21 protein-coding genes and 1 pseudogene are annotated in these 22,688 nt (G+C 70.6%); 13 read left to right on the forward strand and 9 right to left on the reverse strand.

The window, feature by feature from the left end:
- Nucleotides 1–181: 181 nt before the first annotated feature.
- From ACZ48Z_RS24330 to ACZ48Z_RS24345, 4 genes are all read left to right on the forward strand, one after another.
- On the forward strand, nucleotides 182–1,003 hold the full coding sequence (locus tag ACZ48Z_RS24330; RefSeq protein ID WP_468737971.1) for a Tat pathway signal sequence domain protein: 822 nt from the start codon (nucleotides 182–184) through the stop codon (nucleotides 1,001–1,003).
- A gap of 58 nt (nucleotides 1,004–1,061) precedes the next feature.
- Nucleotides 1,062–2,384: a copper amine oxidase gene (locus tag ACZ48Z_RS24335; protein ID WP_468737972.1), complete on the forward strand. Its 1,323-nt coding sequence runs from the start codon at nucleotides 1,062–1,064 to the stop codon at nucleotides 2,382–2,384.
- 114 nt (nucleotides 2,385–2,498) lie between these two features.
- The gene (locus ACZ48Z_RS24340) at nucleotides 2,499–3,743 is read left to right on the forward strand and encodes an SAV2148 family HEPN domain-containing protein (protein WP_468737973.1); all 1,245 of its coding nucleotides are present in this window, start codon (nucleotides 2,499–2,501) and stop codon (nucleotides 3,741–3,743) included.
- 111 nt (nucleotides 3,744–3,854) lie between these two features.
- Nucleotides 3,855–4,577 (forward strand): exonuclease domain-containing protein, encoded by a 723-nt coding sequence (locus tag ACZ48Z_RS24345; protein ID WP_468737974.1) that lies wholly within the window; start codon nucleotides 3,855–3,857, stop codon nucleotides 4,575–4,577.
- A 28-nt stretch (nucleotides 4,578–4,605) separates the two neighbouring features.
- On the opposite strand, the gene ACZ48Z_RS24350 is transcribed toward ACZ48Z_RS24345, so the two are convergent.
- Together ACZ48Z_RS24350 and ACZ48Z_RS24355 are read right to left on the reverse strand one after the other, a co-directional pair.
- Nucleotides 4,606–5,130, reverse strand: coding sequence for a YbaK/EbsC family protein (locus ACZ48Z_RS24350; RefSeq protein WP_468737975.1), 525 nt, complete (start codon nucleotides 5,128–5,130; stop codon nucleotides 4,606–4,608).
- The gene (locus tag ACZ48Z_RS24355; protein ID WP_468737976.1) at nucleotides 5,073–6,056 is read right to left on the reverse strand and encodes a DMT family transporter; all 984 of its coding nucleotides are present in this window, start codon (nucleotides 6,054–6,056) and stop codon (nucleotides 5,073–5,075) included. The genes ACZ48Z_RS24350 and ACZ48Z_RS24355 overlap by 58 nt, the downstream gene beginning before the upstream one ends.
- 80 nt (nucleotides 6,057–6,136) lie before the next feature.
- Between ACZ48Z_RS24355 and ACZ48Z_RS24360 the strand changes: the two genes are divergently transcribed.
- Complete coding sequence (locus ACZ48Z_RS24360; RefSeq protein WP_468737977.1) at nucleotides 6,137–7,042, forward strand: LysR family transcriptional regulator; 906 nt, start codon at nucleotides 6,137–6,139, stop codon at nucleotides 7,040–7,042.
- Nucleotides 7,043–7,099: 57 nt separating this feature from the next.
- On the opposite strand, the gene ACZ48Z_RS24365 is transcribed toward ACZ48Z_RS24360, so the two are convergent.
- Nucleotides 7,100–7,954 (reverse strand): phosphotransferase enzyme family protein, encoded by an 855-nt coding sequence (locus tag ACZ48Z_RS24365; RefSeq protein ID WP_468737978.1) that lies wholly within the window; start codon nucleotides 7,952–7,954, stop codon nucleotides 7,100–7,102.
- Nucleotides 7,955–8,165: 211 nt separating this feature from the next.
- Between ACZ48Z_RS24365 and ACZ48Z_RS24370 the strand changes: the two genes are divergently transcribed.
- From ACZ48Z_RS24370 to mgt, 5 genes and pseudogenes are all read left to right on the forward strand, one after another.
- Complete coding sequence (locus ACZ48Z_RS24370; protein WP_468737979.1) at nucleotides 8,166–9,101, forward strand: carbohydrate ABC transporter permease; 936 nt, start codon at nucleotides 8,166–8,168, stop codon at nucleotides 9,099–9,101.
- Nucleotides 9,098–9,931 carry a carbohydrate ABC transporter permease gene (locus ACZ48Z_RS24375; protein ID WP_468737980.1) on the forward strand — a complete coding sequence of 278 codons (834 nt, stop codon included), beginning with the start codon at nucleotides 9,098–9,100 and terminating at the stop codon, nucleotides 9,929–9,931. Before ACZ48Z_RS24370 ends, ACZ48Z_RS24375 begins: the two co-directional genes overlap by 4 nt.
- Nucleotides 9,931–11,202 (forward strand): ABC transporter substrate-binding protein, encoded by a 1,272-nt coding sequence (locus tag ACZ48Z_RS24380; protein ID WP_468737981.1) that lies wholly within the window; start codon nucleotides 9,931–9,933, stop codon nucleotides 11,200–11,202. Before ACZ48Z_RS24375 ends, ACZ48Z_RS24380 begins: the two co-directional genes overlap by 1 nt.
- A gap of 265 nt (nucleotides 11,203–11,467) precedes the next feature.
- The gene (gene erm / locus ACZ48Z_RS24385) at nucleotides 11,468–12,247 is read left to right on the forward strand and encodes an ErmE/ErmH/ErmO/ErmR family 23S rRNA (adenine(2058)-N(6))-methyltransferase (protein WP_468737982.1); all 780 of its coding nucleotides are present in this window, start codon (nucleotides 11,468–11,470) and stop codon (nucleotides 12,245–12,247) included.
- Between the two features lie 84 nt (nucleotides 12,248–12,331).
- Nucleotides 12,332–13,589: pseudogene (gene mgt / locus ACZ48Z_RS24390) on the forward strand (macrolide-inactivating glycosyltransferase).
- Between the two features lie 52 nt (nucleotides 13,590–13,641).
- Here the strand turns inward: mgt and ACZ48Z_RS24395 are convergent.
- Nucleotides 13,642–15,906, reverse strand: a complete 2,265-nt coding sequence (locus tag ACZ48Z_RS24395; protein ID WP_468737983.1) for an MMPL family transporter — start codon at nucleotides 15,904–15,906, stop codon at nucleotides 13,642–13,644.
- Nucleotides 15,907–16,140: 234 nt separating this feature from the next.
- Between ACZ48Z_RS24395 and ACZ48Z_RS24400 the strand changes: the two genes are divergently transcribed.
- Together ACZ48Z_RS24400 and ACZ48Z_RS24405 are read left to right on the forward strand one after the other, a co-directional pair.
- A complete protein-coding gene (locus ACZ48Z_RS24400) occupies nucleotides 16,141–16,689 on the forward strand; it encodes a DUF1697 domain-containing protein (protein WP_468737984.1) in 549 nt (182 codons plus the stop codon).
- Nucleotides 16,682–17,047 carry a nuclear transport factor 2 family protein gene (locus tag ACZ48Z_RS24405; protein WP_468737985.1) on the forward strand — a complete coding sequence of 122 codons (366 nt, stop codon included), beginning with the start codon at nucleotides 16,682–16,684 and terminating at the stop codon, nucleotides 17,045–17,047. The genes ACZ48Z_RS24400 and ACZ48Z_RS24405 overlap by 8 nt, the downstream gene beginning before the upstream one ends.
- Here the strand turns inward: ACZ48Z_RS24405 and ACZ48Z_RS24410 are convergent.
- Nucleotides 17,037–17,876, reverse strand: coding sequence for a transglutaminase-like domain-containing protein (locus ACZ48Z_RS24410; protein WP_468737986.1), 840 nt, complete (start codon nucleotides 17,874–17,876; stop codon nucleotides 17,037–17,039). The genes ACZ48Z_RS24405 and ACZ48Z_RS24410 overlap by 11 nt on opposite strands.
- 61 nt (nucleotides 17,877–17,937) lie before the next feature.
- Here ACZ48Z_RS24410 and ACZ48Z_RS24415 point away from each other — a divergent pair, with 61 nt between their 5' ends.
- A complete protein-coding gene (locus tag ACZ48Z_RS24415) occupies nucleotides 17,938–18,951 on the forward strand; it encodes a ketopantoate reductase family protein (protein ID WP_468737987.1) in 1,014 nt (337 codons plus the stop codon).
- Nucleotides 18,952–18,955: 4 nt separating this feature from the next.
- Here ACZ48Z_RS24415 and ACZ48Z_RS24420 read toward each other — a convergent pair whose 3' ends face one another.
- Genes ACZ48Z_RS24420 through ACZ48Z_RS24435 form a run of 4 tightly spaced genes read right to left on the reverse strand, consistent with a single transcriptional unit; the run spans nucleotide 18,956 to nucleotide 22,485 of the window.
- Nucleotides 18,956–19,690 carry a sirohydrochlorin chelatase gene (locus ACZ48Z_RS24420; protein ID WP_468737988.1) on the reverse strand — a complete coding sequence of 245 codons (735 nt, stop codon included), beginning with the start codon at nucleotides 19,688–19,690 and terminating at the stop codon, nucleotides 18,956–18,958.
- Between the two features lie 4 nt (nucleotides 19,691–19,694).
- Nucleotides 19,695–20,573 (reverse strand): ABC transporter permease, encoded by an 879-nt coding sequence (locus tag ACZ48Z_RS24425; protein ID WP_468737989.1) that lies wholly within the window; start codon nucleotides 20,571–20,573, stop codon nucleotides 19,695–19,697.
- Nucleotides 20,560–21,369: an ABC transporter ATP-binding protein gene (locus ACZ48Z_RS24430; RefSeq protein ID WP_468737990.1), complete on the reverse strand. Its 810-nt coding sequence runs from the start codon at nucleotides 21,367–21,369 to the stop codon at nucleotides 20,560–20,562. Before ACZ48Z_RS24430 ends, ACZ48Z_RS24425 begins: the two co-directional genes overlap by 14 nt.
- 12 nt (nucleotides 21,370–21,381) lie before the next feature.
- Entirely contained in the window at nucleotides 21,382–22,485 is a 1,104-nt protein-coding gene (locus tag ACZ48Z_RS24435) for an aliphatic sulfonate ABC transporter substrate-binding protein (RefSeq protein WP_468737991.1), read from the reverse strand.
- Nucleotides 22,486–22,688: the final 203 nt, after the last annotated feature.

Raw genomic sequence — 22,688 nt, forward strand, 5'->3', positions numbered from 1 at the left:
CAGGTGTCCCGCGCCGCGTGGGGCGCCTTGGGTTCGAGTGTCCACGAAAGTGAGGGAACCACCTATGACTTACGTCCCTCTTACCCATTGACCAGAGCACAGGACGATCACAGGATCGTTCTGTGCCGAACCATTGGGGCAGACACGTACTCCCGGAGCAGGCCGGGGAGTGGGGGAAGATGTGCGCAAGATAGTGCACCGCCACCTCGGGAAGGTGGTGGCAGGTGCGGCGATCGCGGTCACCGGGACCGCCGTGATGATCGGAATCACCCTGCCGGGCACGGCGGGGGCGGACGACACCGGCGGCGGCAAGGCGGCAGCGGCGGGACAGTCCGCGGCGCAGGCCGGACAGGGCGCGGACGGGGCCGTCGCGCCCGGGGTCGTCGAAAAGGCGCCGGCGGCCGAGGGGGAGAAGGGCAAGGGCCGCGACCCGCTCACCGACGACGAGATCCAGCGGGTCGAGCAGATCGCCGTCAGCCCGCAGATGATGAAGGCCAGTGAGGACGTCGAGGGCGATCGCGGCCCCGAGCGGCTCACCGTCGACCTCGCCGATCCCAAGGCCGACGAACTGGACGACCCGAACGCGCCCCGGCGCGCGGACGTGACGTTCTACGACTACCGGGACGACACCCTCGTCACCCGCACCGTCGACCTCGACAGCGGCAAGGTCGTGGCGACCGGCAGCCGGCACGGCGTCCAGCCGCCGCTGAGCGGAGCCGAGTACGCGGAGGCGGCGAGCCTTCTGATCGCCGACCCGCTGGGCGCGGACCTGAAGTCCGACTACAAGGACGCCACCAGCAAGGAACTCACCTCTCCCGACCAGCTGCTGCTCACCGGCGCGGTGTACCGGGCGGTCCCGGACGGCCAGCCGGCCGTCCTCGACAAGTGCGGCGAGCACCGCTGCGTGCGGCTGTTCCCGAAGGTGAAGAACGGCCCCTGGATCGACGCCAGGGCCTTCGTGATCGATCTGAGCGCCCGCAAGGTCGCCAAGCTCGGCAGCTGAGCCCCGCCCGTTGGTCCACTTTTCCAACTCGCCCCTTCCGCAAGGGAGTCACTTCTTCATGCACGTCAACAGAATCAGTCGTGCCGGCAGGCGCGCGGCGCTTGGCCTGTCGGTGGCCGCGCTGGCCGCCGGCGTCACGACGGGTGCGGGACCGGCCGCAGCCCAGCCGAAGGCCGCCGCCGCGGCGGCGGCCGCGGAGTGCAGCACCGCCTACAAGATCGAGCAGAAGCTGTCCAGCGGCACGACCTGGCGGATGTGCTGGCGCTACGACAGCAAGGCCGGGCTCGTCCTGGAGAACATCTCCTACCAGCCCAAGGGCGAGGCCTCGCCGATCAAGGTCCTCAACAGCGCCCGGCTCGGCCAGATCCACGTCCCCTACGACGACGGCAGCGTCGAGTACGACGACCTGACGGGCTTCGGCTTCGCGCAGGGCCTGATGAACCTGGACCCGGGCGAGTGCCCCGGCGGCGCCATCAAGAGCGTCAAGGTCCCGGACTCCTGGGACCCGGACCACCCGAACGTCAACGGCCTGTGCACCACCACGCGCTCGCGCGGCCACGCCTACCGCATGCAGGGCGACAGCGCGAACAAGGTCTTCCAGGCCCAGGGCAAGGACCTCCTCGTCTACTCGGTCAACCAGGTCGGCTGGTACGAGTACATGACCGAGTGGCGCTTCCAGGACGACGGCACCATCACCATGAACCTCGGCGCGACCGGCAGCCTCTCCTACGAGGACTACGACGCCGGCGACGGCCGCGGCTGGCCCATCGGCAAGGGCTCCCGCGCCCAGGCCACCAGCCACAGCCACAACGCCTTCTGGCGCCTGGACTTCGCCCTCGACGGTTCCTCCAAGAACCGCGTCGAGCAGTACGACTCGACGGTCGCCGCGGCCGCCCAGGGCCAGCAGACCGCCACCGTCAAGACCACCCGCACCCCGGTCACCAAGGAACTCGCGGGCGACGCCAAGAGCTACCGCTGGTGGCGCATGGTCAGCGCGGTCGGCAAGAACAAGGACTGGCACCCGCGGTCGTACGAGATCGTCCCCGGCCCGAGCACCAAGTACCCGGCCCGCAGCTTCACCAAGCACGACGTGTACTTCACCGAGTACAACCCGTGCGAGCAGTTCGCCAGCAACAACACCGGCAACTGCGGTACCGGAGCGGGCAACTCCGTCGACAAGTGGGTCAACGGCCAGGCCCTCACGCACCCGGTGGTCTGGATGAACGTGGGCTTCCACCACATCGCCCGCGACGAGGACCAGCAGCCCATGCCGGTCCACTGGCAGGGATTCTCCATCGCCCCCAGGGACGTCACGGCCATGAATCCGCTCACTCCCGCCGAGCTCGCCGGACAGAACGGACACTGGGAGCCCGGTAGTTGAGATTGACCCTGTCCATCCGGCTGCACCGCCGACCGCTCCCGGAGTACCCTTCCTTGATCGTTGGGTGGGGGCGGACCCCCGGGAGTGCTCGGGGGAGCGGAAGGCGGTGCACGGGTGGGCTCGGGAGGGCTGGAGCTGCCCCCTGGTGACGAGGGTCACGAGGGGAACTCCGCAGACGTCCCGCCCGGCACGGTGTCCCTGGCACGTCCGATGGACGCGGGAGCGACCATCGGGCCGGAGCTGGACTGGGACGCCGACGCCTGGCGCGAGGTACGTACGCGCGCACAGCGGGCAGGCCGGGCCTACATCTGGCTGAACCTCGTCGAACAGCGGCTGCGGGCCGTCGTGGCCGCTGTTCTGCGACCCATCTACGAACCCGTCCACGGCCACGACGACTGGGTGGTCGCCGCCGCCGGGCCCGCCGGACAGGAATGGGTCCAGCGCGCGGTCGCCGTGCGTGAAGTCAGCCGTCGCAAGGGCTACTTGCTCGACCCGGCCGACGACAACACCCTGAGCTTCCTCACCCTGCCGCAGCTCCGTGAGCTGATGGTGCAGCACTGGCCGTGCTTCGAGCCCTACTTCGACGAGCGCCGGGACGTCGAACTGGCCCTGGACGAGCTGGAAGTCACCCGCAACGTCGTCTCCCGCAACCGGGCCCTGTCGGAGGCGGTCCTCGGCCAGGCCGAGCGTGCCTCGGCCAAGCTGCTGGAGATACTCGGCGCCGGCGGCGACGTGCCGTCCGCCCGCAGGCTGCCCGTCGACGCGGTCGAGGACCTGGTCGGCGACCGGTACGCCGACGTGGTCGCCGTGCACCCCGACCGGGTGCGGCTGCTGCGGCAGTTCCCCGCCGAGGACATCTTCCGCGACGCCCGCCGCCTCGACGCCGTCGGCATCGGCCTCAACCTCCTGGTGCAGAACTTCTCCGGCCGCCGGCTGGTCCGCCTCGCCGAGACCGGCTGCCGGGTGCGGCTGCTGTTCCTGAACCCGGCGTCCAGCGCGGTCAAGCGGCGCGAGCGTGAACTGGGCATGAAGCGCGGCGAGTTGAGCCGCGCCGTGGAGATGAACATCCTGCACATGCGCCGGGTGCGGTCGAGGCTGCGCGACCCCGGCGCCTTCGAGATCCAGGTCTACGACGACACCCCGCGCTTCACGGCCTACCTCGTGGACGGCGACGGATCGGACGGCATCGCGGTCGTGCAGTCCTACCTGCGCCGGTCCCGGGGCATGGAGGCGCCGGTCCTCGTCCTGCGCAACGGCAACCGGGTGGTCAAGCCGGGCGATGTGGACGACAGCGGCCTCTTCCCGACCTACCGCGAGGAGTTCGAGACGAACTGGGCGGATTCGCGTCCGGTGTCCTGAAGTGTCCCCAAGCGCAGGGGCGGTGAGCGGAATGCGGCCATCCGATTGTCAGTGGCCCATGGGAAGGTGGAGACCACTGGGGGAAAGCACCACCAAGAAGGGGGACCGCCCATGGGCTGGCACCGAGAGCTGCTGATCGGCTTCGACCTGGAGACCACCGGCACCGATCCGCTCGAGGCGCGCATCGTCACGGGAGCCGTGATCGAGGTCAGGGAAGGGCAGCCCGCCGGGCGCCGGGAGTGGCTGGCGGACCCCGGCGTGGAGATCCCGGCGGACGCCGTCGCGGTGCACGGCATCAGCAACGAGCGGGCGGGTGCCGAGGGCCGCCCCGCCGACCAGGTCGCAGAGTCCATCGCGGACGTCCTCGCCGGCTACTGGAAGACGGGCGTCCCGGTCGTCGCCTACAACGCCGCGTTCGATCTGAGCCTGCTCTCCGCCGAACTGCGCAGGTACGGCCTGCCGTCGCTGCGCGAGCGCCTGGGCGGCCTCGACCCCGCCCCGGTCATCGACCCGTACACCATCGACCGCTCGGTGGACCGCTACCGCCGCGGCAAGCGCAACCTCGAAGCGGTCTGCACGGAGTACGGCGTCCCGCTCGACGCTGCCCATGACGCCTCGGCCGACGCCCTCGCCGCGGCCCGGCTGGCCTGCGCGATAGCCGACCGCCACCCCAAGGTCGCCGCCCTCGGCCCGGCGGACCTGCACCGCCGTCAGATCGAGTGGTACGCGGAATGGGCGGCGGACTTCCAGAGCTTCCTGCGCCGCAAGGGCGACGCGACGGCGGTGGTCGACGGCACCTGGCCGCTGCGCGAGCCGGCCGACGAGACGGTGTGATCCCGGACGCCCCGGCCGGCGGGCGGCGTCACCCGGGCGGCGGGCTCGCGATCGGCTCCACCCGGGGCTCGGCGAGCCGCTCGTAGTCGGCGCCCGAGATGCACAGCGAGCGGTCGAGGCGGGCCGCGTTGAAGTACAGCCGAGGCTGTGCCACCACGTCCGGATCGGCGACCACCTCCAACGCGGGATCGAAGCTGAACGGCAGCACCGTGCCGGGGATCGTGCGGGCCAGCCGCTCGGCGGTCTCCGCGTCGCTGAACCCGACATGGCGCGCGGCGAACAGCGAGCGGATCGCGTCCAGGTCCACCCGCCTGTCCCCGGGGACGACCGCGAGGACGTGTCGCGTGGTCCGGCGGTCCACCCCGACCCGCAGCACGATGCACTTCGCGGCCTCGGAGGCGTGGTGCCCGCGCAGTGCGCTCACGGCCTCGGTGGCGCCCTCGGGCTCATGGTCGATGAGCTCGTAGGGGACGGAGGAGCCGTCGAGCAGGGAGATCAGAAGGTGGTGGGCGTCGTGGGTCCCGCAGACGTCACGGGCGTCGTGGACGGGCATCGGGTGTCCTCCTTGCTGGGGTGAACCTCGTGGCGGAGCAGGGTGGTTGTGCGGTGGGCCCGTTCCACGGACTGCCCCCAGTAGGTGCCGGTGATCATCAGGACCGCGCCGAGCCCGGTCAGCACGGTGAAGTGGTCGCCGCCCAGGGCGACCCCCACCGCTGCGGCCCAGATCGGCTCGGTGCCCAGCAGCAGACTGGCCCGGCTGGCCGAGGTGCGCTGGACCGCCCAGGTCTGGGCCAGAAAGGCGAACACGCTGCAGAACAGGGCGAGATACAGCAACTGCGTCCAGGTGGCCGGCCCGGCGTGGGCCAGGGTCGGGAGGTCCCGTGCGGCCGGGACGAGGAACAGGGCCGTGCCGACGAGGGTCTGCACGGTCGTGAGGTGCAGTGGCCGTATCGCCCGGCCCACGGTGAGCCGGCCGACCAGGGCCACATGGCCGGCCCGTACCACCGCGGCGCCGAGCATGAGCAGGTCGCCGAGGCGGGGGGCGTGAAAGCCGTTGCCCGCCATGAGGAGGCCGACGGCCAGGACGCACAGACCGGCGGCGGCGTAGAAGACGCCGGGCAGCCCGCCCGGGTGTCCGGCGCGGTCGAGAAGGGGGGTGAGGACGATGGTCAGGCTGATGATGAGCCCGGCGTTGGCCGCGCTGGTGTGGGCGACACCGTAGGTCTCGACGAGCAGGACGGCAGCCTGGGTGAGGCCCAGGGGCACACCGGTCCGGAGCTCCTCGCGGGTCCACCGGCGCGGCCCTCGCCCGGAGGAGGCGACGACTCCCAGGCAGGCGAGCGCGGACAGGGCGTAGCGGGCGAAGAGCACCAGCAGGACAGGGAGAGCGGACGTCGCCGTCTGGGCGGAGAGATAACTCGAACCCCAGACGATCGCGACCAGCAGGAGTACCGAGTCGGTACGGCGGGCGTCGGACACCTGCCCACCCTGCACCGCGTCGTCTCTGAAGCCCAGAACCAGTTCCTTAAACGATCTTTTAGTTCTTCTACACTGTCGTGATGGACGAACGGCAGTTGCGGATCCTGCGGGAGCTGGGCGAACTGGGCAGCGTCACCGCGGTCGCCGAGGCGCTGCTGGTGACCCCGTCGGCGATCTCACAGCAGCTGCGGCTGCTCCAGCGTTCGGTCAAGGTGCCGCTGACCGAACGCGACGGTCGCCGCCTGGCGCTCACGGACGCCGGGCAGGCCCTTGCGGCTGCGGCCATCGAGGTGGAGACGGCGCTGGCGCGTGCCCGGCACACGGTCGAGGAGTTCGTGGACCGGCCCGACGGCGAGGTCTCGGTGGCGGCCTTCCACAGTGCGGGCGCGGCGTTCTTCCCGCTCCTGCTGCGTGCCCTCGCCGCCCCCGGCGCCCCTGTGGTGGGACTCGCCGACGAGGACGTCGCTCAGGAGGACTTCCCCCGCCTCACCCGCGAGTACGACATCGTCCTGGCCCACCGCCTGGACCACGCCCCGCCCTGGCCGCCCACGGTGACGGTGACCACGCTCCTGCACGAACCCCTGGACGTGGCGATGCCCGCCGACCACCCCCTGGCCGTCAAGCGCCGGGTGACCCCGCATGACGTGGCCGACGAGCCCTGGATCACCGTGCACGACGGCTTCCCGGTCATGGCCACCATCGAGGCGATCGCCGCCGCATCGGGTCAACGGCTCCATCTGGCCCACCGCATCAACGAGTTCGCGGTGGCGGCGGAGGCGGTGGCAGCGGGGGGAGGCCTGGCGCTGATGCCCAGGTGGACGACGCGCCGCCATCCGGCGCTGGTACTCAGGCCGCTGAGCGGCGTACAGGCGAGACGCCACATCGACGCCCTTTATCGCCCGGAGAGGACAGCGAGAAGGGCGGTCCGCACGGTATTGGCTGAGCTGAAGTCGGCAGCACGATCGATCCAGGGCGCAGACGACTGACCCAGGGGCGCGGGGAACTGCGCGACCAGCCACAAACGACCCGCACCCGCCCACTGCTCAGAACGGATACCACCGCACAGTCGAATCGCCGTCCCGCAGCGACGCCACCCGCCGCTCGAACTCCACCAGCGCCGCCGGATTCGACGCCGCATGCTGCGCGACCCACGCACAACTCGCCGTCTCCCGAGCCCCACGCAACACCGAACACCCCTCCCACTCCCGCACATCCCACCCGTAGGCGGCGGTGAACGAGTCATAGGCTTCGGGCGGAAGACCGTAACGGTCCCGGGACAAGGCCATCACCACGAGGTCGTGCTCCCGCAGGTCCGAGGAGAAGGTCTCCAGATCGACGAGAACCGGCCCGTCAGGCCCCACATGGACATTGCGGGGCAGCGCGTCCCCGTGAATCGGCCCCGGCTCCAGACGAGGCGTGACCGCTGCCGCCGCAGCAGCGAAACCGTCCCGCCGCTGTCGCAGATACGCCGCGTCGGCGGAGTCGATCGCCTCGCCCGCCAGCCGCAGCCACCGCTCCACACCGCCCAGCAGCTCCCGGCGAGGCAGCTCGAAAGACGGCGTGGGCAGCGCGTGCACCACCCGCAGCAGTTCGGCCAAATCCACCGGCCCGGCGGGCCGTACCGCGTCGGGGAGCCGGTGCCACACCGTCACCGGGTGCCCCTCGACCAGCCGGGCCTTCGGTTCGGCCGCCCGCACCGCCGGCACCCCCGCCTCGGCCAGCCACGCCGCGATGTCCAGTTCACGGCGGGCCCGGTCGAGGAGTTCGGCGTCGCGGCCCACCTTGACGACCAGGTCACCGGCGGCGAACACGGCGTTCTCACCCAGGGCGAGCAGCCGTGCCGACCCCGGCAGCACCTGAGCCGCGGCCAGTACGTCTCGTGCCCGTGCCTCGTCCATCGTCCGGCCTCCCGGTCCTGATATGCGGCGCATGTCTGTGCACCGCCACCGCGAAACGGCGTCGAGTTCGCGCCATCCTCCCGGCCAGTCTCGCATTCCCACAGGTGGACGGGTGTGCGCGCTGCCTTGACGGTGCATACGCCCTTCACGACCATGACGGAGGCCCAGGCCGGGGCCGGACCGTCACGAGCCGTGCGAAGGAGCCCGTTACGTGACCTTGGTGACCGCGACGAAGCGGCCGGCGCAGGGCCCACCGCGCGCCGAGGGGGAGCGGCGGCCCTCCGACCGCGGGGCCTGGTTCCTGGTGCTGCCCGCGCTGATCCCGATCCTGGTGCTGAGCGTGGGGCCCCTGCTGTACGGGATCCTGCTGTCCTTCACCGACGCCCAGTCGGGCCGCACGCAGGCCACGCGGTGGATCGGGGCCCTGAACTTCCAGGACCTGCTGCACGACACGCTGTTCTGGGAGTCGTTCCGGATCGGACTGGTGTGGGCGGTCGGGGTGACCGTCCCGCAGTTCCTGCTGGCGCTCGGCCTCGCACTGCTCCTGGACCAGGATCTCAAGCTGCGCTGGCTCGCCCGTGCCCTCGCGATCATCCCGTGGGCCATGCCCGAGGTCGTCGTCGGTGTGATGTGGCGGCTGGTCTACAACCCGGACGCCGGTGTCCTCAACGAGACCCTCCGCACCCTCGGCCTCGGCGACGGCCGCGACTGGCTCAGTGGCCTGTCCACCGCGCTGCCCGCCGTGATCGTCGTCGGCGTCTGGGCCGGGATGCCCCAGACCACGGTCACCCTGCTCGCCGGTCTACAGAACACCCCGCGTGAACTCCACGAGGCGGCCGCGATGGACGGTGCGGGCGCCTGGCGCCGCTTCCGCACGGTCACCTGGCCCGCGCTCAAGCCCGTCGCACTCACGATCACCGCGCTCAACTTCATCTGGAACTTCAACTCGTTCGCCCTGGTGTACGTGCTGACCAGCGGCGGACCGGGCGGCCGCACCCGCCTCCCCATGCTCTTCGCCTACGAAGAGGCCTTCCGCTACGGCCAGTTCGGCTACGCGGCCGCGATGGGCTGTGTGATGGTCGCCGTCGTCTCCGTCCTCCTCGCCCTCTTCCTCGTGGGCCGCCTCAAGGGAGGTGACGACGCATGAGGACCAGCACCACCGGCCGCGTCGGCCAGTACGCCGCCCTCCTCGCGTACCTCGTCTTCCTCGCCTTCCCCTTCCTCTGGCTGCTCTCCACCGCCTTCAAATCACCGCGCGAGCTGGGCAGTCTGCACCCCACCTGGATCCCCCGGCACCCCACCCTCGACAACTTCCGCCAGGCCTTCGACGAACAGCCCCTGCTGCGCGCCGCAGGCAACTCCCTGCTCGCCGCGCTCGCCGCCGCCGTGATCGCCGTACTGATCGCCACCCCGCTCGCCTACGTCATGGCCCGCCACCGCACCCGGCTCGCGAAGGCCGCCACGGGCTGGGTGGTGGTCAGCCAGGCCTTCCCGATCGTCCTGGTGATCATCCCGCTGTTCCTGGTGCTGAAGAACCTGCGGCTGATCAACTCCCTCACGGGCCTGGTGCTGGTGTACGTCGTGTGGGCGCTGCCGTTCGCGCTGTGGATGCTCGTCGGATACGTCCGTGCCGTGCCGACGGAACTGGAGGAGGCGGCCGCCGTCGACGGGGCCGGGCGGCTGCGGACCCTCGTGTCGGTGACGGCACCGCTGCTCGCGCCGGGGCTCGTGGCGACGGGACTGTTCGCGTTCATCACCGCGTGGAACGAGTTCTTCTTCGCGCTGGTCCTGCTGAAGACACCGGAGAAACAGACCCTGCCGGTCGTCCTCACCCACTTCATCGGCGCGGAGGGCGTCGCCGACCTCGGCCCGCTCGCGGCGGCCGCGTTCCTCGCCACCCTTCCCTCGCTGGTCGTCTTCGCGATCATCCAACGGCGCATCACGGGCGGCATGCTGACCGGGGCGGTGAAGAGCTGATGCGTGCACGGTGGATCGTCGTCCTGATGCTGCTCCTCGCGGGCTGCACCACCCACACGGCGTCCGGGGACCGGCCCGTCACCCTCCGCTTCCAGTCCCTGGCCTGGCAGGAGGAGTCCGTCGCGGCGAACAAGGAACTCGTGAAGGAGTGGAACGCCGGCCATCCCGACGTCAAGGTCGATTATGTGCAGGGGAGTTGGGACAGCGTTCACGACCAGCTGCTCACCTCCTTCGAGGGCGGCGAGGCACCGGACATCATCCACGACGCCTCCGACGACCTCGCGGACTTCGCCTACGGCGGTTACCTCGCGGATCTCACGGACCTGCTGCCCCGGCGGCTCAAGTCCGATATCCCGCAACGGAGTTGGGATACGGCCACCTTCGACGACGGCGTCTACGGCGTGCCCTTCCTCCAGGAGCCCCGGGTCCTGATCGCCAACACCGACTGGCTGAAGGAGTCGGGCGTACGGATCCCCACCCCCGAACACCCCTGGAGCTGGGCGGAGTTCCGGCAGATCACCGGGCGGCTCAGTGGTGACGGCAAGTACGGCGTGGCCTGGCCGCTGAAGGAGCCCGTCTCCGCGACCCTCAACCTCTCCCTGTCGGCGGGCGGACAGCTCTTCCACCGGGGCGCCGACGGCAAGGTCTCCATCCGGTTCGGGAAGGCCGACGAGACCGTGCCGCGCACGATCCACGACCAGGCGAACACCGACCACAGCGCCTCACCCACCACGCTCGGCAGCGGCGGTTCCGACACCCTGCCCGGTTTCTTCGGCGGCAGGTACGCGATGGTCCCGCTCGGCTTCTCCTACCGCCAGCAGATCGCGCAGCAGGCCCCGAAGGGCTTCAGGTGGCAGGTGCTGCCCGCCCCGGCCGGCGCCGACGGGCTCACCCAGGGCGTCAGCCCGCAGACCCTGTCCGTCGCCGAGGACAGCCCGCACAAGAAGGAGGCCGCCGCGTTCGTCGACTTCCTGCTCCAGCCGAAGAACATGGTCCGGCTGGCGCTGGGGGACTGGATGCTGCCCACCGGCACGGAGGCGCTCGCCGATCCCGCCCTGCACACCGCGAAGGACGGCTGGGCGACCGGCACCGCCCTCGCCTCCCACCTCCGGTCGGCGCCCGCACAGTCCGTGCGTGGCTACCCCGAGTGGAAGGACAAGGTCGCCACACCCGCCTTCCAGGAGTACTACAGCGGCGCCATCGACCTTGCTGAGCTGCGGAAACGACTCGAAGACGACGGAAACCTGGTGCTCGCCCGCTATCAGCGCTGAAAACCCGTTGCCCGGGCGGGACTCCTCGCCCTAGCGTCCCGTCCGTGGCAGCGAACAACGCGATCTCCTTCTCCGGTCCCGGCCGGGGCTGTGCGCATTCCCAGCGGAAGCGCCGTGGCCCCGGAGCCCTGACCGGCCCGGGGAGTCACGCCCGCCGCCGCTGACCGCGCGCGGCTAGGTTCACCTGCGTTCTCCCTTCTCTGTCTTCCGGTCAGGGCCCTCGTCTGCCCTTCTCCCCACCTCCGGAAGACAAGGACCGCAGGCCATGGCCCGCCCCTCTCGCGTTTCCCGCGCGCTCTCGCAGAACTTCCTCTCCGACCCGGCGGCCGCCGCCCGGCTCGCGAGGCTCGCCGTACCGGACCCGCACACGTCCCCGCTGCTCCTCGAAGTCGGCGCGGGCAAAGGCGCGTTGACAGCAATGCTCGCCCCTCGTTGCCGTCGGCTGCTTGCCTACGAGATCGACGAGCGGCTCGTCCCGGGGCTGGGCGCCCGTTTCGCCGCCGTCCCCCAAGTCCAAGTCGTCGCGGGGGACTTCCTCGCGACGACACCGCCCCGGACACCCTTCTCCGTCGTCGGGAACGTGCCCTTCTCCCGTACCTCCGCGATCGTCGACTGGTGTCTGCGGGCGCCCTCTCTCACCGACGCGACACTCCTCACACAGCTTGAGTACGCCCGCAAACGCACGGGTGACTACGGCAGTTGGACCCTGCTGACGGTCCTGAGCTGGCCCCGGCACGAGTGGCGTCTGGTGGGCCGGGTCGGGCGGTACGGCTTCCGGCCCGTGCCGCGCGTCGATGCCGGGATCATCCGGATCGAGCGGCGCCGAAGGCCACTCCTCGCCGCTGCCGACCAGCACCACTGGCGACGCCTGGTCGAGCTCGGCTTCTCCGGCGTCGGCGGCTCGCTGTACGCGTCCCTGTGCCGCGCCCATCCCCGGCGCCGGGTGGACGCGGCGTTTCGCTGCGCGAGGCTCGACTGCCATGTGCTCGTCGGTGAGGTGGGGCCGGAGCAGTGGTTGTGCCTGAACGAGGTGCTGGTGCCATGAGTTGTTCGCCGTCTGCGGCTTTGCGGGGGCCGGCCGCGCCCACGCGGCGGTAGCCGCAAATCGACACAGCCCCGCGCCCCTGAGGTGCGCTTCGCGCCACCTCGAAATAGATTGTACGAGACGTCTCGTCTCGCATAGCCTTCTCGCCATGACCACTCGCTCGCACATCGCCATGTTCTCCATCGCCGCCCACGGCCATGTGAACCCCAGCCTGGAGGTGATCCGCGAGCTCGTGGCGCGCGGCCACCGGGTCACGTACGCCATTCCGCCCCTGTTCGCCGAGAAGGTCGCCGAGACCGGGGCCGAGGTGAAGCTCTGGAACTCGACGCTTCCCGGCCCCGACGACGACCCGGCGGCCTGGGGCACGGAACTGCTCGACCACGTCGAGCTCTTCCTCGCCGACGCGATCCAGGCCCTGCCGCAACTGGCCGAGGCGTACGACGGGGACCGGCCCGACCTCGTCCTGCACGACATCACCGCATACCCCGCCCGCGTCCTCGCCCACCGCTGGGGCGTACCGGCGATCTCCCTCTCGCCGAACCTCGTGGCCTGGGAGGGCTACGAGGAGGAGGTCGCCGAGCCGATGTGGGCCGAGCCGAAGAGCACCGAGCGCGGGCAGGCCTACTACGCGCGTTTCCAGGGCTGGTTGGAGGAGAACGTGGTCGGCCTGCACCCGGACCCCTTCGCCGGCCGCCCCGACCGCTCGCTCGTCCTGATCCCGAAGGCGCTCCAGCCCAACGCCGACCGGGTCGACGAGAGCGTGTACACCTTCGTCGGCGCCTGCCAGGGTGACCGCGCTGCGCAAGGGGACTGGCAGCGGCCGGGCACCGCGGAGAAGGTGGCCCTCGTCTCCCTCGGCTCCTCCTTCACCAAGCGGCCGGAGTTCTACCGGGAGTGCGTCGAGGCGTTCGGCGACCTGCCCGGCTGGCACCTCGTGCTCCAGATCGGCAGGCACGTGGACCCGGCCGAACTCGGGGCCGTACCGGACAACGTCGAAGTGCGGTCCTGGGTACCGCAGTTGGCGATCCTCAGGCAGGCCGACCTGTTCGTCACGCACGCCGGCGCGGGCGGCAGCCAGGAGGGACTGGCGACCGCCACACCGATGATCGCCGTACCGCAGGCCGTGGACCAGTTCGGGAACGCGGACATGCTCGAGGCCCTCGGGGTCGCACGCCGGATCGACACCGAGGAGGCGACCGCGGAAACACTCAGGGCGACCGCCCTCGCCCTCGTCGACGACCCCGAAGTGGCCCGGAAACTCAAGGAGATCCAGGCGGCGACGGCCCGGGAGGGCGGCACCCGCAGGGCGGCCGACCTCATCGAGGCGGCACTGCCCGCATGAGTGAGGGCCCGTTGGCTACCCGGTGACCAACGGGCCCTCAGTACAAGGGGGTTCAGACCTTCACGCGCTCACCCTCGTCGTCCCGCGCCACGGGCACCGCCACGGCGTCCGCGGCCTCGTCGTGGGTGAAGTCCGGCAGCCGGTTCAGCCACTTCGGCAGATACCAGTTGCGCTCGCCGAGCAGTGCCATCACCGCCGGGAGCAGTACACCCCGGATGATCGTCGCGTCGATGAGCACCGCGGCCGCCAGACCCACGCCCATCTGCTTCATGGACTGCATGGACAGCGTCCCGAAGATCGCGAACACGGCGACCATGATGACGGCGGCACTGGTGACGACACCGGCCGTGGTGACCACGCCGTGCTGGATCGCGTCCTTCGTGCTGCGGCCCCGCAGGTGCGCCTCACGGATCCGCGAGACGACGAACACGTGGTAGTCCATCGACAGGCCGAACAGGATCACGAAGAGGAACAGCGGCAGCCAGGTGATGATGGCGCCGACCCCCTCCGCGCCCACCAGGGACGCGCCCCAGCCGTGCTGGAAGACGGCGACGAGGATGCCGTAAGCGGCGCCCACCGACAGCAGGTTGAGCACGATCGAGGTGATCGCGACGGTCAGGGAGCGGAACGACAGCAGCATCAGCCCGAACGCGAAGACCACGACGAACGCGAAGACGGGGACGACGGCTCCGCCCAACTGGTCGTTGAAGTCCTTGGAACCGGCCACCTCTCCGGTGATCGGCGCCTCGACGCCGTCCACCTTGCCGAGCGTGGCCGGCCGCACCTCGTCGCGCAGCTTGTCCAGGCTCGCGCCCGCCTTGTCGAGGTCGGAGCCGCCCACCAGCGGGACGTAGACGAATGCGAGGTTCTGCGCGTCGTGCAGCTTGATCTCGACCGGGCCGCGCGAGGCGCCCGAGGAGATCGCCTTCGCCTTGAAGTCGGCGAGGGCGCCGGTGACTTCGGGAGCGTTGATGTTGGCCGCCTTGACGACCACCTCGGCCGGTGCGGAACCGCCGGGGAAGGCGTCGTTGACCCGGTTGTACGTCTGCACGATGGGCAGTGAGTCGCCGAACTGCTGGTCCAGGGTGAGGTTCTGGGTCTTCATGCCGAGCGCGGGAGCCGCGATGGCGAGCAGCGCACCGGCCGCGACCACGACCGAGATCACGGGCTTCGCGAGGACGCCCTTCAGTACGGCGGTCCAGAACCGGCTCTCCCGGTTGCCACCCCGCTTGCGGCGCAGCCGGCTCTCCGGGTGCAGGAAGGGGATCTTGCCCTTCTCGACCCGCTCGCCCAGCAGCGAGAGCAGCGCGGGCAGCACGGTGATGGAACCGACCATGGCGACCGCCACGACCATCAGCGAGGCCAGGCCCATCGCCTCGAACTCGGCGAGACCGGTGAACAGCATGCCCGCCATCGCCACGCACACCGTGACACCCGAGACGATGATCGCGCGGCCGCTGGTGGCGGCGGCGATCCGCAGGGCGGTCTGCGGGTCCCGCCCGGCCTGCCGTTCCTCACGTTCACGGCGCAGATAGAACAGGCAGTAGTCGACGCCCACGGCCAGACCGACCAGCAGCATCACGGAGTTGGCGGTGTCGCTCATCGGCATGACATGGCTGACGATGCCCATCAGACCCATCGTCGCCATGATCGCGGTGACGGCCAGCAGGACCGGCAGCAGGGCCGCGACCGCGGCACCGAAGGCGATGAGCAGGATGCCGAGAGCCACCGGCACCGCGGAGAGCTCGGCCTTCTCGAAGTCGTCCCCGAACGCGTCGGCGAACGTCTTCGACATGCTGGCGCCGCCGATCTCCTCGATCCGCAGCGACTCGTGCTCCTTCTGCACCCCCTCGACGGCCTTCAGCACCGGCTCCACCCGGTCACCCGCGGTGTCCGCCTCGCCGCGCATGTCGAACTGCACGAGCGCGCTGCGGCCGTCCTTCGAGATCGTGCCCGTGTCGTACGGAGAGGTCACGTCCGCGACCTTGCCGGTGCCCTCCACCGCCTCGACGACCGCCGTGACGGCGGCCCTGAAGTCGGCGTCGGTCGCCTTGCCGCCCGCGTCCTCGGCCTGGATCAGCACCGACTCACTGGCGGGCTCGTCGATCCCGGCGTCCTCGATGATCTTCGCGGCGGTGTGGGTCTCACCCTTCAGCTGATCGCTGTCCTTGACGTCGACCCGGCCCGCCGCCGAGCCGAGCCCCATCGCCAGGACGACGAACAGCACCCAGATGCCGACGGCAGCCCATCGGTGCCGCGCGCTCCAGCCGCCGGCCCGGGCGGCCAGGCCCCGCACCCGTGTATCTCCGTTCCCCATGATGGGCTTGCCCCCTCGTGAGCGGTGACAGCCCCCTGCCGTCACCTTTCGTTTCGAAGGTATGGGGCGGATAAGCGCGTCTCGTCGTGCTCTCCGGTGAAGTGCGAGGACCGCGGACTCCTCCCAAGGGACCGCGCGCCCTCCGCACTGGGGAGGACCATGACCCTTACATCTAACGGACCTTCTGCGGGGAGGCGGTCGGGGTGCGCGCCGGAGCCGACCTATGGTGAGCGGATGACGACGACCTATGCGGCGCTGCTGCGCGGAATCAACGTCGGCGGCAACAGGAAGGTCCCCATGGCCGACCTGCGGGCGCTGATGGAAGGCCTCGGTCACGACGGAGTGCGCAGCTACCTCCAGAGCGGCCAGGCGGTGTTCACCAGCGACCACGGTGACGAGGAGACCCTGACCGCCGAGCTCGCGGCCGCGATCGAGGAGCGGTTCGGCTTCGCGGTCGACGTGATCGTCCGCGACCACACCTACCTGAAGGCGATCGTCGAGGACTGCCCGTTCCCGGCCGCCGAGCTGGAGGGCAGACAGCTCCACGTCACCTACTTCTCGGCACCCGTCGACGCGGACCGCTTCGCCGAGATCGACCGGGCCGCCCACCTCCCGGAGGAGTTCCGCCTCGGCGACCGCGCCCTGTACCTGTACGCCCCGGACGGCCTCGGCCGCTCCAAGCTCGCCGAGCAGCTGGCCAAGCCCCGCTTGAACAAGGGCTTGATCGCCACGAGCCGCAACTGGAACACCGTCGTCAAGCTGGTGGAGATGACCGGTGCCTGACCCCGGCCCGGCCGTAGCCGCCGCCGTGGAACGGGAGTTGAGGCTGCTCGACCCCGAAGTGCGGTCCTCGCCCGAGCTGGTGGGCGCGCTGCTGCACCCGGAGTTCCATGAGTTCGGCGCGTCGGGCCGGCACTGGGACCGGGCGTCGATCATCGCCGCCCTCGCCGACGAGACGGATACGGGCGCCGGGCCGATCGCGGTGTCAGAGATGAAGGGGGTCGAGCTCGCGCCCGGTCTGGTCCACCTCACCTTCGACACCGAGCACAACGGCCGCCGCACGCACCGCAGTTCGCTGTGGCGGCTCACGCGGAGCGGTTGGCTGGTCTACTTCCACCAGGGGACGCCGTTCACAGCGTGACCCGCCGTACGCCGTTGTGGGCGGTGTACGAGGTCACCGCGTCCGGCACCGCCAGGCGTGGGTCCGCGTACAGCCGCCCCCGCTCGTCGTCCGCCCGGGCGACCGCGTCGATCAGTGCGCACTGTTCCCCGGTCAGGGAGGCGTCGTCGAGGATCTCGGGACCCCAGCCGTCCCACGGCAGGACCTCGACGCCGTTCAGGGCGGCCAGGTCGTGCAGGACGGCCGACCGGACGTACCAGAGACCCCTGATCCGGTGGAGCCAGCTGACCCCGAACGTCAGGGGATCGGCCCGTCCCTCCCGGCAGGCCCGCCAGGCGTCCCCCGCGACGACGAACCGGTCCCGCGGCACATCCAGCGGATCGAAGTCCGGATCGTAGGCCGGGTGCAGCACCTGCGGGTCGGCCAGCCGCCAACTGCCGTCCGGCAGCCGGTACTCGGTGACCCAGTGATCCTCGTGGAAGCCGTCGACCAGGTACGTGGCGAAGCCGCCGCGCACCCGTGCCGGGGTGCCCGTCGTCCGCAGCAGCGAGACATGCAGCAGGGCGAAGTCACGGCACGTACCGACGAACCGCTCGCCGTACTCCCGGGGTCGGGTGAGCGGCCGGTTCGAGCGCTCGCGCAGGATCCGCAGGATTTCGCTGACGTACCGCGACTCGGCGTCGTGGTGCAGCCACTCCCGTGCGATCTCGTGCCGCAGGCGCTCGCCCTCCCCGCGGTGAATGATCAACCCCCGTACGAGACGGGCGAGTTCACCGGGATCACGCGGCAACCCGCTGACATCCGGGTTCCCCGGGTCGCTGTACGGCGTGTGCGCCAGGTAGGTGTCCATGCCGAGGACCCTCGACCCTGCCCCAGGGACAAGGTCAACACCGCTGTGCGAGGCTCGTCCCATGCGCTACGTCATCATCGGGGCAGGGGCGGTCGGCGGGGCCGTCGGCGGGCGGCTCGCCGGGGCCGGACACGAGGTCGTGCTGGTCGCGCGCGGCGCCCACCACGCGGCGCTGCGGGACGGCGGACTGCGACTGCGGGTGCCGGACGGAGCGTTCACGTACCGGCTGCCGGTCGTGGACGGACCGGCCGGGCTCGGCGTACTGCGCGCCGACGACGTGCTCGTCCTCGCCGTGAAGACCCAGGACACGGAAGGCGCCCTGGACACCTGGGGACCGGTCCCGGTCGAGGGCGGCGGCACGGCGGCCGGGCGACTGCCGCTGCTGTGCGCGCAGAACGGCGTGGAGGGACAGCGGATCGCCCTGCGCCGCTTCCGGCACGTGTACGGCGTCTGCGTCTGGCTGCCGGCGACCTTCGTGGAACCCGGCGCCGTCTCCGCCGCGGGCAGCCCGCTCACCGGCATCCTCCACCTGGGCGTGTACCCGCACGGAACGGACGAGACCGCCCGGCGGATCGCCGCCGACCTGGAGAAGGCGCCGTTCGAGGCACCGGTCGTGCCGGACCTCGCGCGCTGGCAGTACGCCAAGCTGCTGTCCAACCTCGCCAACGCCGTGGAAGCCGTCACCGGTCCCGTCGAGGGCGAGGAGGCGCTGAGGTTCGTCGGCCGGGTACGGGCCGAGGGCGCGGCCGTCCTCGACGCCGCCGGGATCGCCTACGCGAGCGCGGCGGAACAGCGGGCCGTGCGCGGCCACAAGGTCGACCTCGTGCCGCCGGCCGGCACTCCGCGCGGCGGCGGCTCCTCCTGGCAGTCCCTCACCCGCGGCACCGGCACCATCGAGGCCGACTACCTCAACGGCGAGATCGTGCTGCTCGGCCGCCTGCACGGCGTACCGACGCCCCTGAACGAACTGCTCCAACGCCTGGCCAACACCTTCGCCCGGGAGCGCAGGGAGGCCGGCTCGATGCCCTGGGGGGAACTCGTACGGCTGGCCGACCTGGCCTGCGGCGCGGGCTGAGGCCCTACGCGCTCACCGACAACAGCACCCGCGCCGACGCGGAGTCGTATCGGTGCAGCACCACACGCGCCACCTCCGGAGCCGCCCCGAGCACCTCGGCCAGGACATCAGCCTCGGCCGCTCCCCGCGCGATGCGGTCGGGCAGGAAGCCGGGGGCCAGGACGTACGGCGCGACCGCGACCTTCGCACAGCCCAGGTCCCGCAGTTCCCGCACCGCGTCCTCGGTGCGGGGCAGAGCCGCGGAGGCGAACGCAGGCCGCACGGCGCACCAACCGGTGTGCCGCCACTCCCGCGCGATGTCAGCGATCACTGCGATCGCCTCCGGGTCGGTGGACCCCGCCGCGGCCAGCACGACCCCGGTCGAGGACTTGTCGGCGGGCGTCAACCCCGCCTCGTACAACCGCCGTTCGAGCGCCGACAGCAGCAGCGGGGACGGGCCGAGCACCTCCGCCTGCCGGATCCGCAGCTGTGGCGGCGCGTCCCGCAGCACCGCGGGGATGTCGGCCTTGGCGTGGAAGGCGCGCGTCAACAGCAGCGGCAGCGCCACGACGTCACGAACGCCCTCCGCCGCCAGGGACTCCAACACACCCTGAACGGACGGGATGTTGAAGTCCAGGAAGCCTGTCTCCACCCGTACGTCCGGGCGCAGCGAGCGCACCCGGCGGACGAGGGCGTGCACCGTCGCGGCGTGCCGCGCATCGCGGCTGCCGTGAGCGATGACCAGGAGAACGGGCTTCATGGACTCAGCTCTTCACCAGCAGGCCACGGCTGCGCAGCACCCACCGCTCCAGCGGGCTGAAGATCAGCAGGTCGATGGCGATGCCGACGAACAGGATGAGCAGGATGGCCTCGAAGACCATGGCCATGTCGCTGTTGGTGCGGCCGTTCTCCAGGAGTTGGCCGAGGCCCACGCCCAGGTCGGGGAACTGGGCGATGATCTCCGCGGCCATCAGTGAGCGCCAGGAGAACGCCCAGCCCTGCTTGAGACCCGCGACATAACCGGGCAACGAGGCGGGCAGCGTGACGTGCCAGATGCCCTGGATGCCCGTGGCCCCCATCGTGCGGCCGGCCCGCAGGAACAACGGGGGGATCTGGTCGACACCGGACACCAGGCCGTTGGCGATGGAGGGGACCGCGCCGAGCAGGATCACCGCGTACATCATGGAGTTGTTCAGGCCCAGCCAGATCACGGCCGGCGGCACCCACGCCACCGACGGCAGCGACTGCAGACCGGACAGGATCGGGCCGATGGCCGCCCGGATGAACTTCACCCGGGCCACGATCAGGCCCAGCGGGGTGCCGATGAGCAGGGCGAAGAAGAAGCCGAGCAGGCCGCGCGAGACGCTGGTCCAGATGTAGCCGAGCAGGTCGCCCGCGAGCCAGGCGTCCTTGAAGGTGGAGCCCACGGCCGCCGGCGAGGGCAGCTTGGAGGGGTCGTCGACGACCGGGTACAGCAGTGACCAGACCACGAGGACCACCGCGAGCGCGATGACCGGCGGCAGGATCTTGCCGACGAAGGTCTGGCGGAGGGTGGGGCGGCCGGTGGCGTGGGTCTCCAGCGCGTCGAGGCCCGCCTCTACGCTTCCGGCGTCCTGGGCCGGTGTCGTGTCAGTGCTGGCCATGACGGCGGATCTCCCCACGCAGTTCTTCGGTGATCTCACGGGCCAGTTCGGCCACGGGCGCGTCCTCGATACGACGCGGCTGCGGGATGTCGACCGTCCACTCGCGCGCGATCCGGCCGGGGCGGGAGGACAGCAGGATCACGCGCTGCGCGAGCCGCACCGCCTCGCGCACGTTGTGCGTGACGAACAGGACGGAGATTCCGGTCTCTTCCCAGATCCGGGTGATCTCGTCGTGCAGCACGTCCCGCGTGATGGCGTCGAGCGCCGCGAACGGCTCGTCCATCAGCAGCAGGTTGCTCTCCTGCCCCAGCGCGCGGGCCAGAGCCACCCGCTGGCGCATACCGCCCGACAGTTCGTGGACGCGCTTGCCGTACGCGCCCTTCAGCCGCACCAGTTCGAGCAGCTCCTCGGCCTTGCCGCGCCGATCGGGCTTGGGAACTCCCCTGAGTTTCAGGGCGAGTTCGATGTTCTTGCCTGCGGTCAGCCACGGGAAGAGGGCGTGCTCCTGGAACATCAGGGCGGGGCGGCCCTCTGTCGTGATGGAGCCGGCGGTCGGTCCGTCGAGCCCCGCCACCAGGTTCAGCAGCGTGGACTTGCCGCAGCCCGAAGCTCCCAGGAGGGTGACGAACTCGCCCGGCGCGACATCGATGGTGATGTCGTCCAGGACGAGCTGCTGCCCGCCCGGTCCCGCGAAGGACTTCGAGACGTGCTCAAGGCGGGCGGCGTACTCGACGGACTCGTCGGCCTTGGCGAGCGTTGTGGTCGTAGCCATGGTCGTCACCTCCTGGGAACTCATCGGGGACCGGGGTCAGCTGGTGCCGAGACCGGCGGCGTCGACCGTGGACTCACCGTCGGCCTTGAGGACCTTGTTGAGGATCGTGAGGTCGTAGATCCCGCTCAGGTCCGGCTTCTTCAGCAGACCGGCCTTGACCGCGTGCTCCGCCTCGGTGTTGAGCGTGGCGGCCAGCGGGTCGTTGGTGAACTGGATCGACTTCCAGGCCGGGTCCAGGACCGCGGGCTTGAGCGCCTTGCCGGAGTCCGCCTCCAACTGCTTGTTCGCCGCGGCCTTCGCCTCGTCAGGGTTGGCGTTGATCCACTTGTTGGCCTCGACCGACGCCTTCAGGACGGCCTCGACCGCCTTCGGGTGCTCCTTGAGGAAGTCCTGCCGCACGATGATGTTCGTGATCACGAATTTTTTGTCCGGCCACAGCGACGCCTCGTCGAGCAGCACCTTGCCGCCCTCGGCGACCAGCTTGGACGCGGTCGGCTCCGGCACCCAGGCGCCGTCGATGGAACCGGACTTGTAGGCGTCCGGGGTGATCTTGTTGTCCGTGCGGACGACCGTGACGTCACCCTTGCCGCTCTGCGCGTCGACCTTCCAGCCCTGGTCGGCGATCCAGTTGAGGAACGCCACGTCCTGGGTGTTGCCCAGCTGCGGCGTCGCGATCTTCTTGCCCTTGATGTCCTTGAGGGACTTGATCTTGTCCGGGTTGACGACCAGCTTCACACCACCGGACGCCGAACCGCCGATGATCTTCAGGCTCTTGCCGCCCGACTTGACGTAACCGTTGATCGACGGGGACGGACCGATCCAGCCGATGTCGATCGACTTGGAGTTGAGCGCCTCGATCTCGGACGGACCCGCGTTGAAGGTCGCGTAGGAGGCCTTGGTGGCGCCCAGTTCCTTCTGGAAGAAGCCCTTGTTGACGCCCACGAGCGCGGTGCCGTGGGTCAGGTTGCCGAAGTAGCCGATCTTGACGGAGTCGAGACCGTCGATCTTCTTCGCCCCGGCGGCGACCTTGGCGGAGCTGTCGTCCTTGGCATCGGAGCCGTAACCGCACGCGGCAAGGGTCAGCAGAGGGAGCGCGGCGATGACCGCGAAGGTGCGGCGAAGAGCGGATGAAGCAGGCACGGGAGGTGTTCCTCTCGGAGGCCCGGCGGTCACGGTCTCTCAGGTCGTGGCCGGGAGGTCGGCAGGTCTGCGTCTACGGCTGTGGGGGGACAGGGCGCGCAAGCGGTGCGCGTACGTCAGCGCACACATCGCGCCACCCCGCCCTGCCCGCTGCCGAGCGCGCCGCTGCCTACGCGGCCGCCCTCTTTCGCGAACGTGGAGAA

The organism is Streptomyces sp. NPDC031225, assembly GCF_055570355.1.

Excerpts from the sequence above, each read along its gene's own strand:
- ACZ48Z_RS24335 (WP_468737972.1), top strand. The coding sequence starts at position 1,062 with ATGCACGTCAACAGAATCAGTCGTGCCGGCAGGCGCGCGGCGCTTGGC.
- ACZ48Z_RS24345 (WP_468737974.1), top strand. The coding sequence starts at position 3,855 with ATGGGCTGGCACCGAGAGCTGCTGATCGGCTTCGACCTGGAGACCACC.
- ACZ48Z_RS24350 (WP_468737975.1), bottom strand. The coding sequence starts at position 5,130 with ATGCCCGTCCACGACGCCCGTGACGTCTGCGGGACCCACGACGCCCAC.
- ACZ48Z_RS24360 (WP_468737977.1), top strand. The coding sequence starts at position 6,137 with ATGGACGAACGGCAGTTGCGGATCCTGCGGGAGCTGGGCGAACTGGGC.
- ACZ48Z_RS24365 (WP_468737978.1), bottom strand. The coding sequence starts at position 7,954 with ATGGACGAGGCACGGGCACGAGACGTACTGGCCGCGGCTCAGGTGCTG.
- ACZ48Z_RS24375 (WP_468737980.1), top strand. The coding sequence starts at position 9,098 with ATGAGGACCAGCACCACCGGCCGCGTCGGCCAGTACGCCGCCCTCCTC.
- ACZ48Z_RS24380 (WP_468737981.1), top strand. The coding sequence starts at position 9,931 with ATGCGTGCACGGTGGATCGTCGTCCTGATGCTGCTCCTCGCGGGCTGC.
- erm (WP_468737982.1), top strand. The coding sequence starts at position 11,468 with ATGGCCCGCCCCTCTCGCGTTTCCCGCGCGCTCTCGCAGAACTTCCTC.
- ACZ48Z_RS24395 (WP_468737983.1), bottom strand. The coding sequence starts at position 15,906 with ATGGGGAACGGAGATACACGGGTGCGGGGCCTGGCCGCCCGGGCCGGC.
- ACZ48Z_RS24400 (WP_468737984.1), top strand. The coding sequence starts at position 16,141 with ATGACGACGACCTATGCGGCGCTGCTGCGCGGAATCAACGTCGGCGGC.
- ACZ48Z_RS24410 (WP_468737986.1), bottom strand. The coding sequence starts at position 17,876 with ATGGACACCTACCTGGCGCACACGCCGTACAGCGACCCGGGGAACCCG.
- ACZ48Z_RS24415 (WP_468737987.1), top strand. The coding sequence starts at position 17,938 with ATGCGCTACGTCATCATCGGGGCAGGGGCGGTCGGCGGGGCCGTCGGC.
- ACZ48Z_RS24420 (WP_468737988.1), bottom strand. The coding sequence starts at position 19,690 with ATGAAGCCCGTTCTCCTGGTCATCGCTCACGGCAGCCGCGATGCGCGG.
- ACZ48Z_RS24425 (WP_468737989.1), bottom strand. The coding sequence starts at position 20,573 with ATGGCCAGCACTGACACGACACCGGCCCAGGACGCCGGAAGCGTAGAG.
- ACZ48Z_RS24430 (WP_468737990.1), bottom strand. The coding sequence starts at position 21,369 with ATGAGTTCCCAGGAGGTGACGACCATGGCTACGACCACAACGCTCGCC.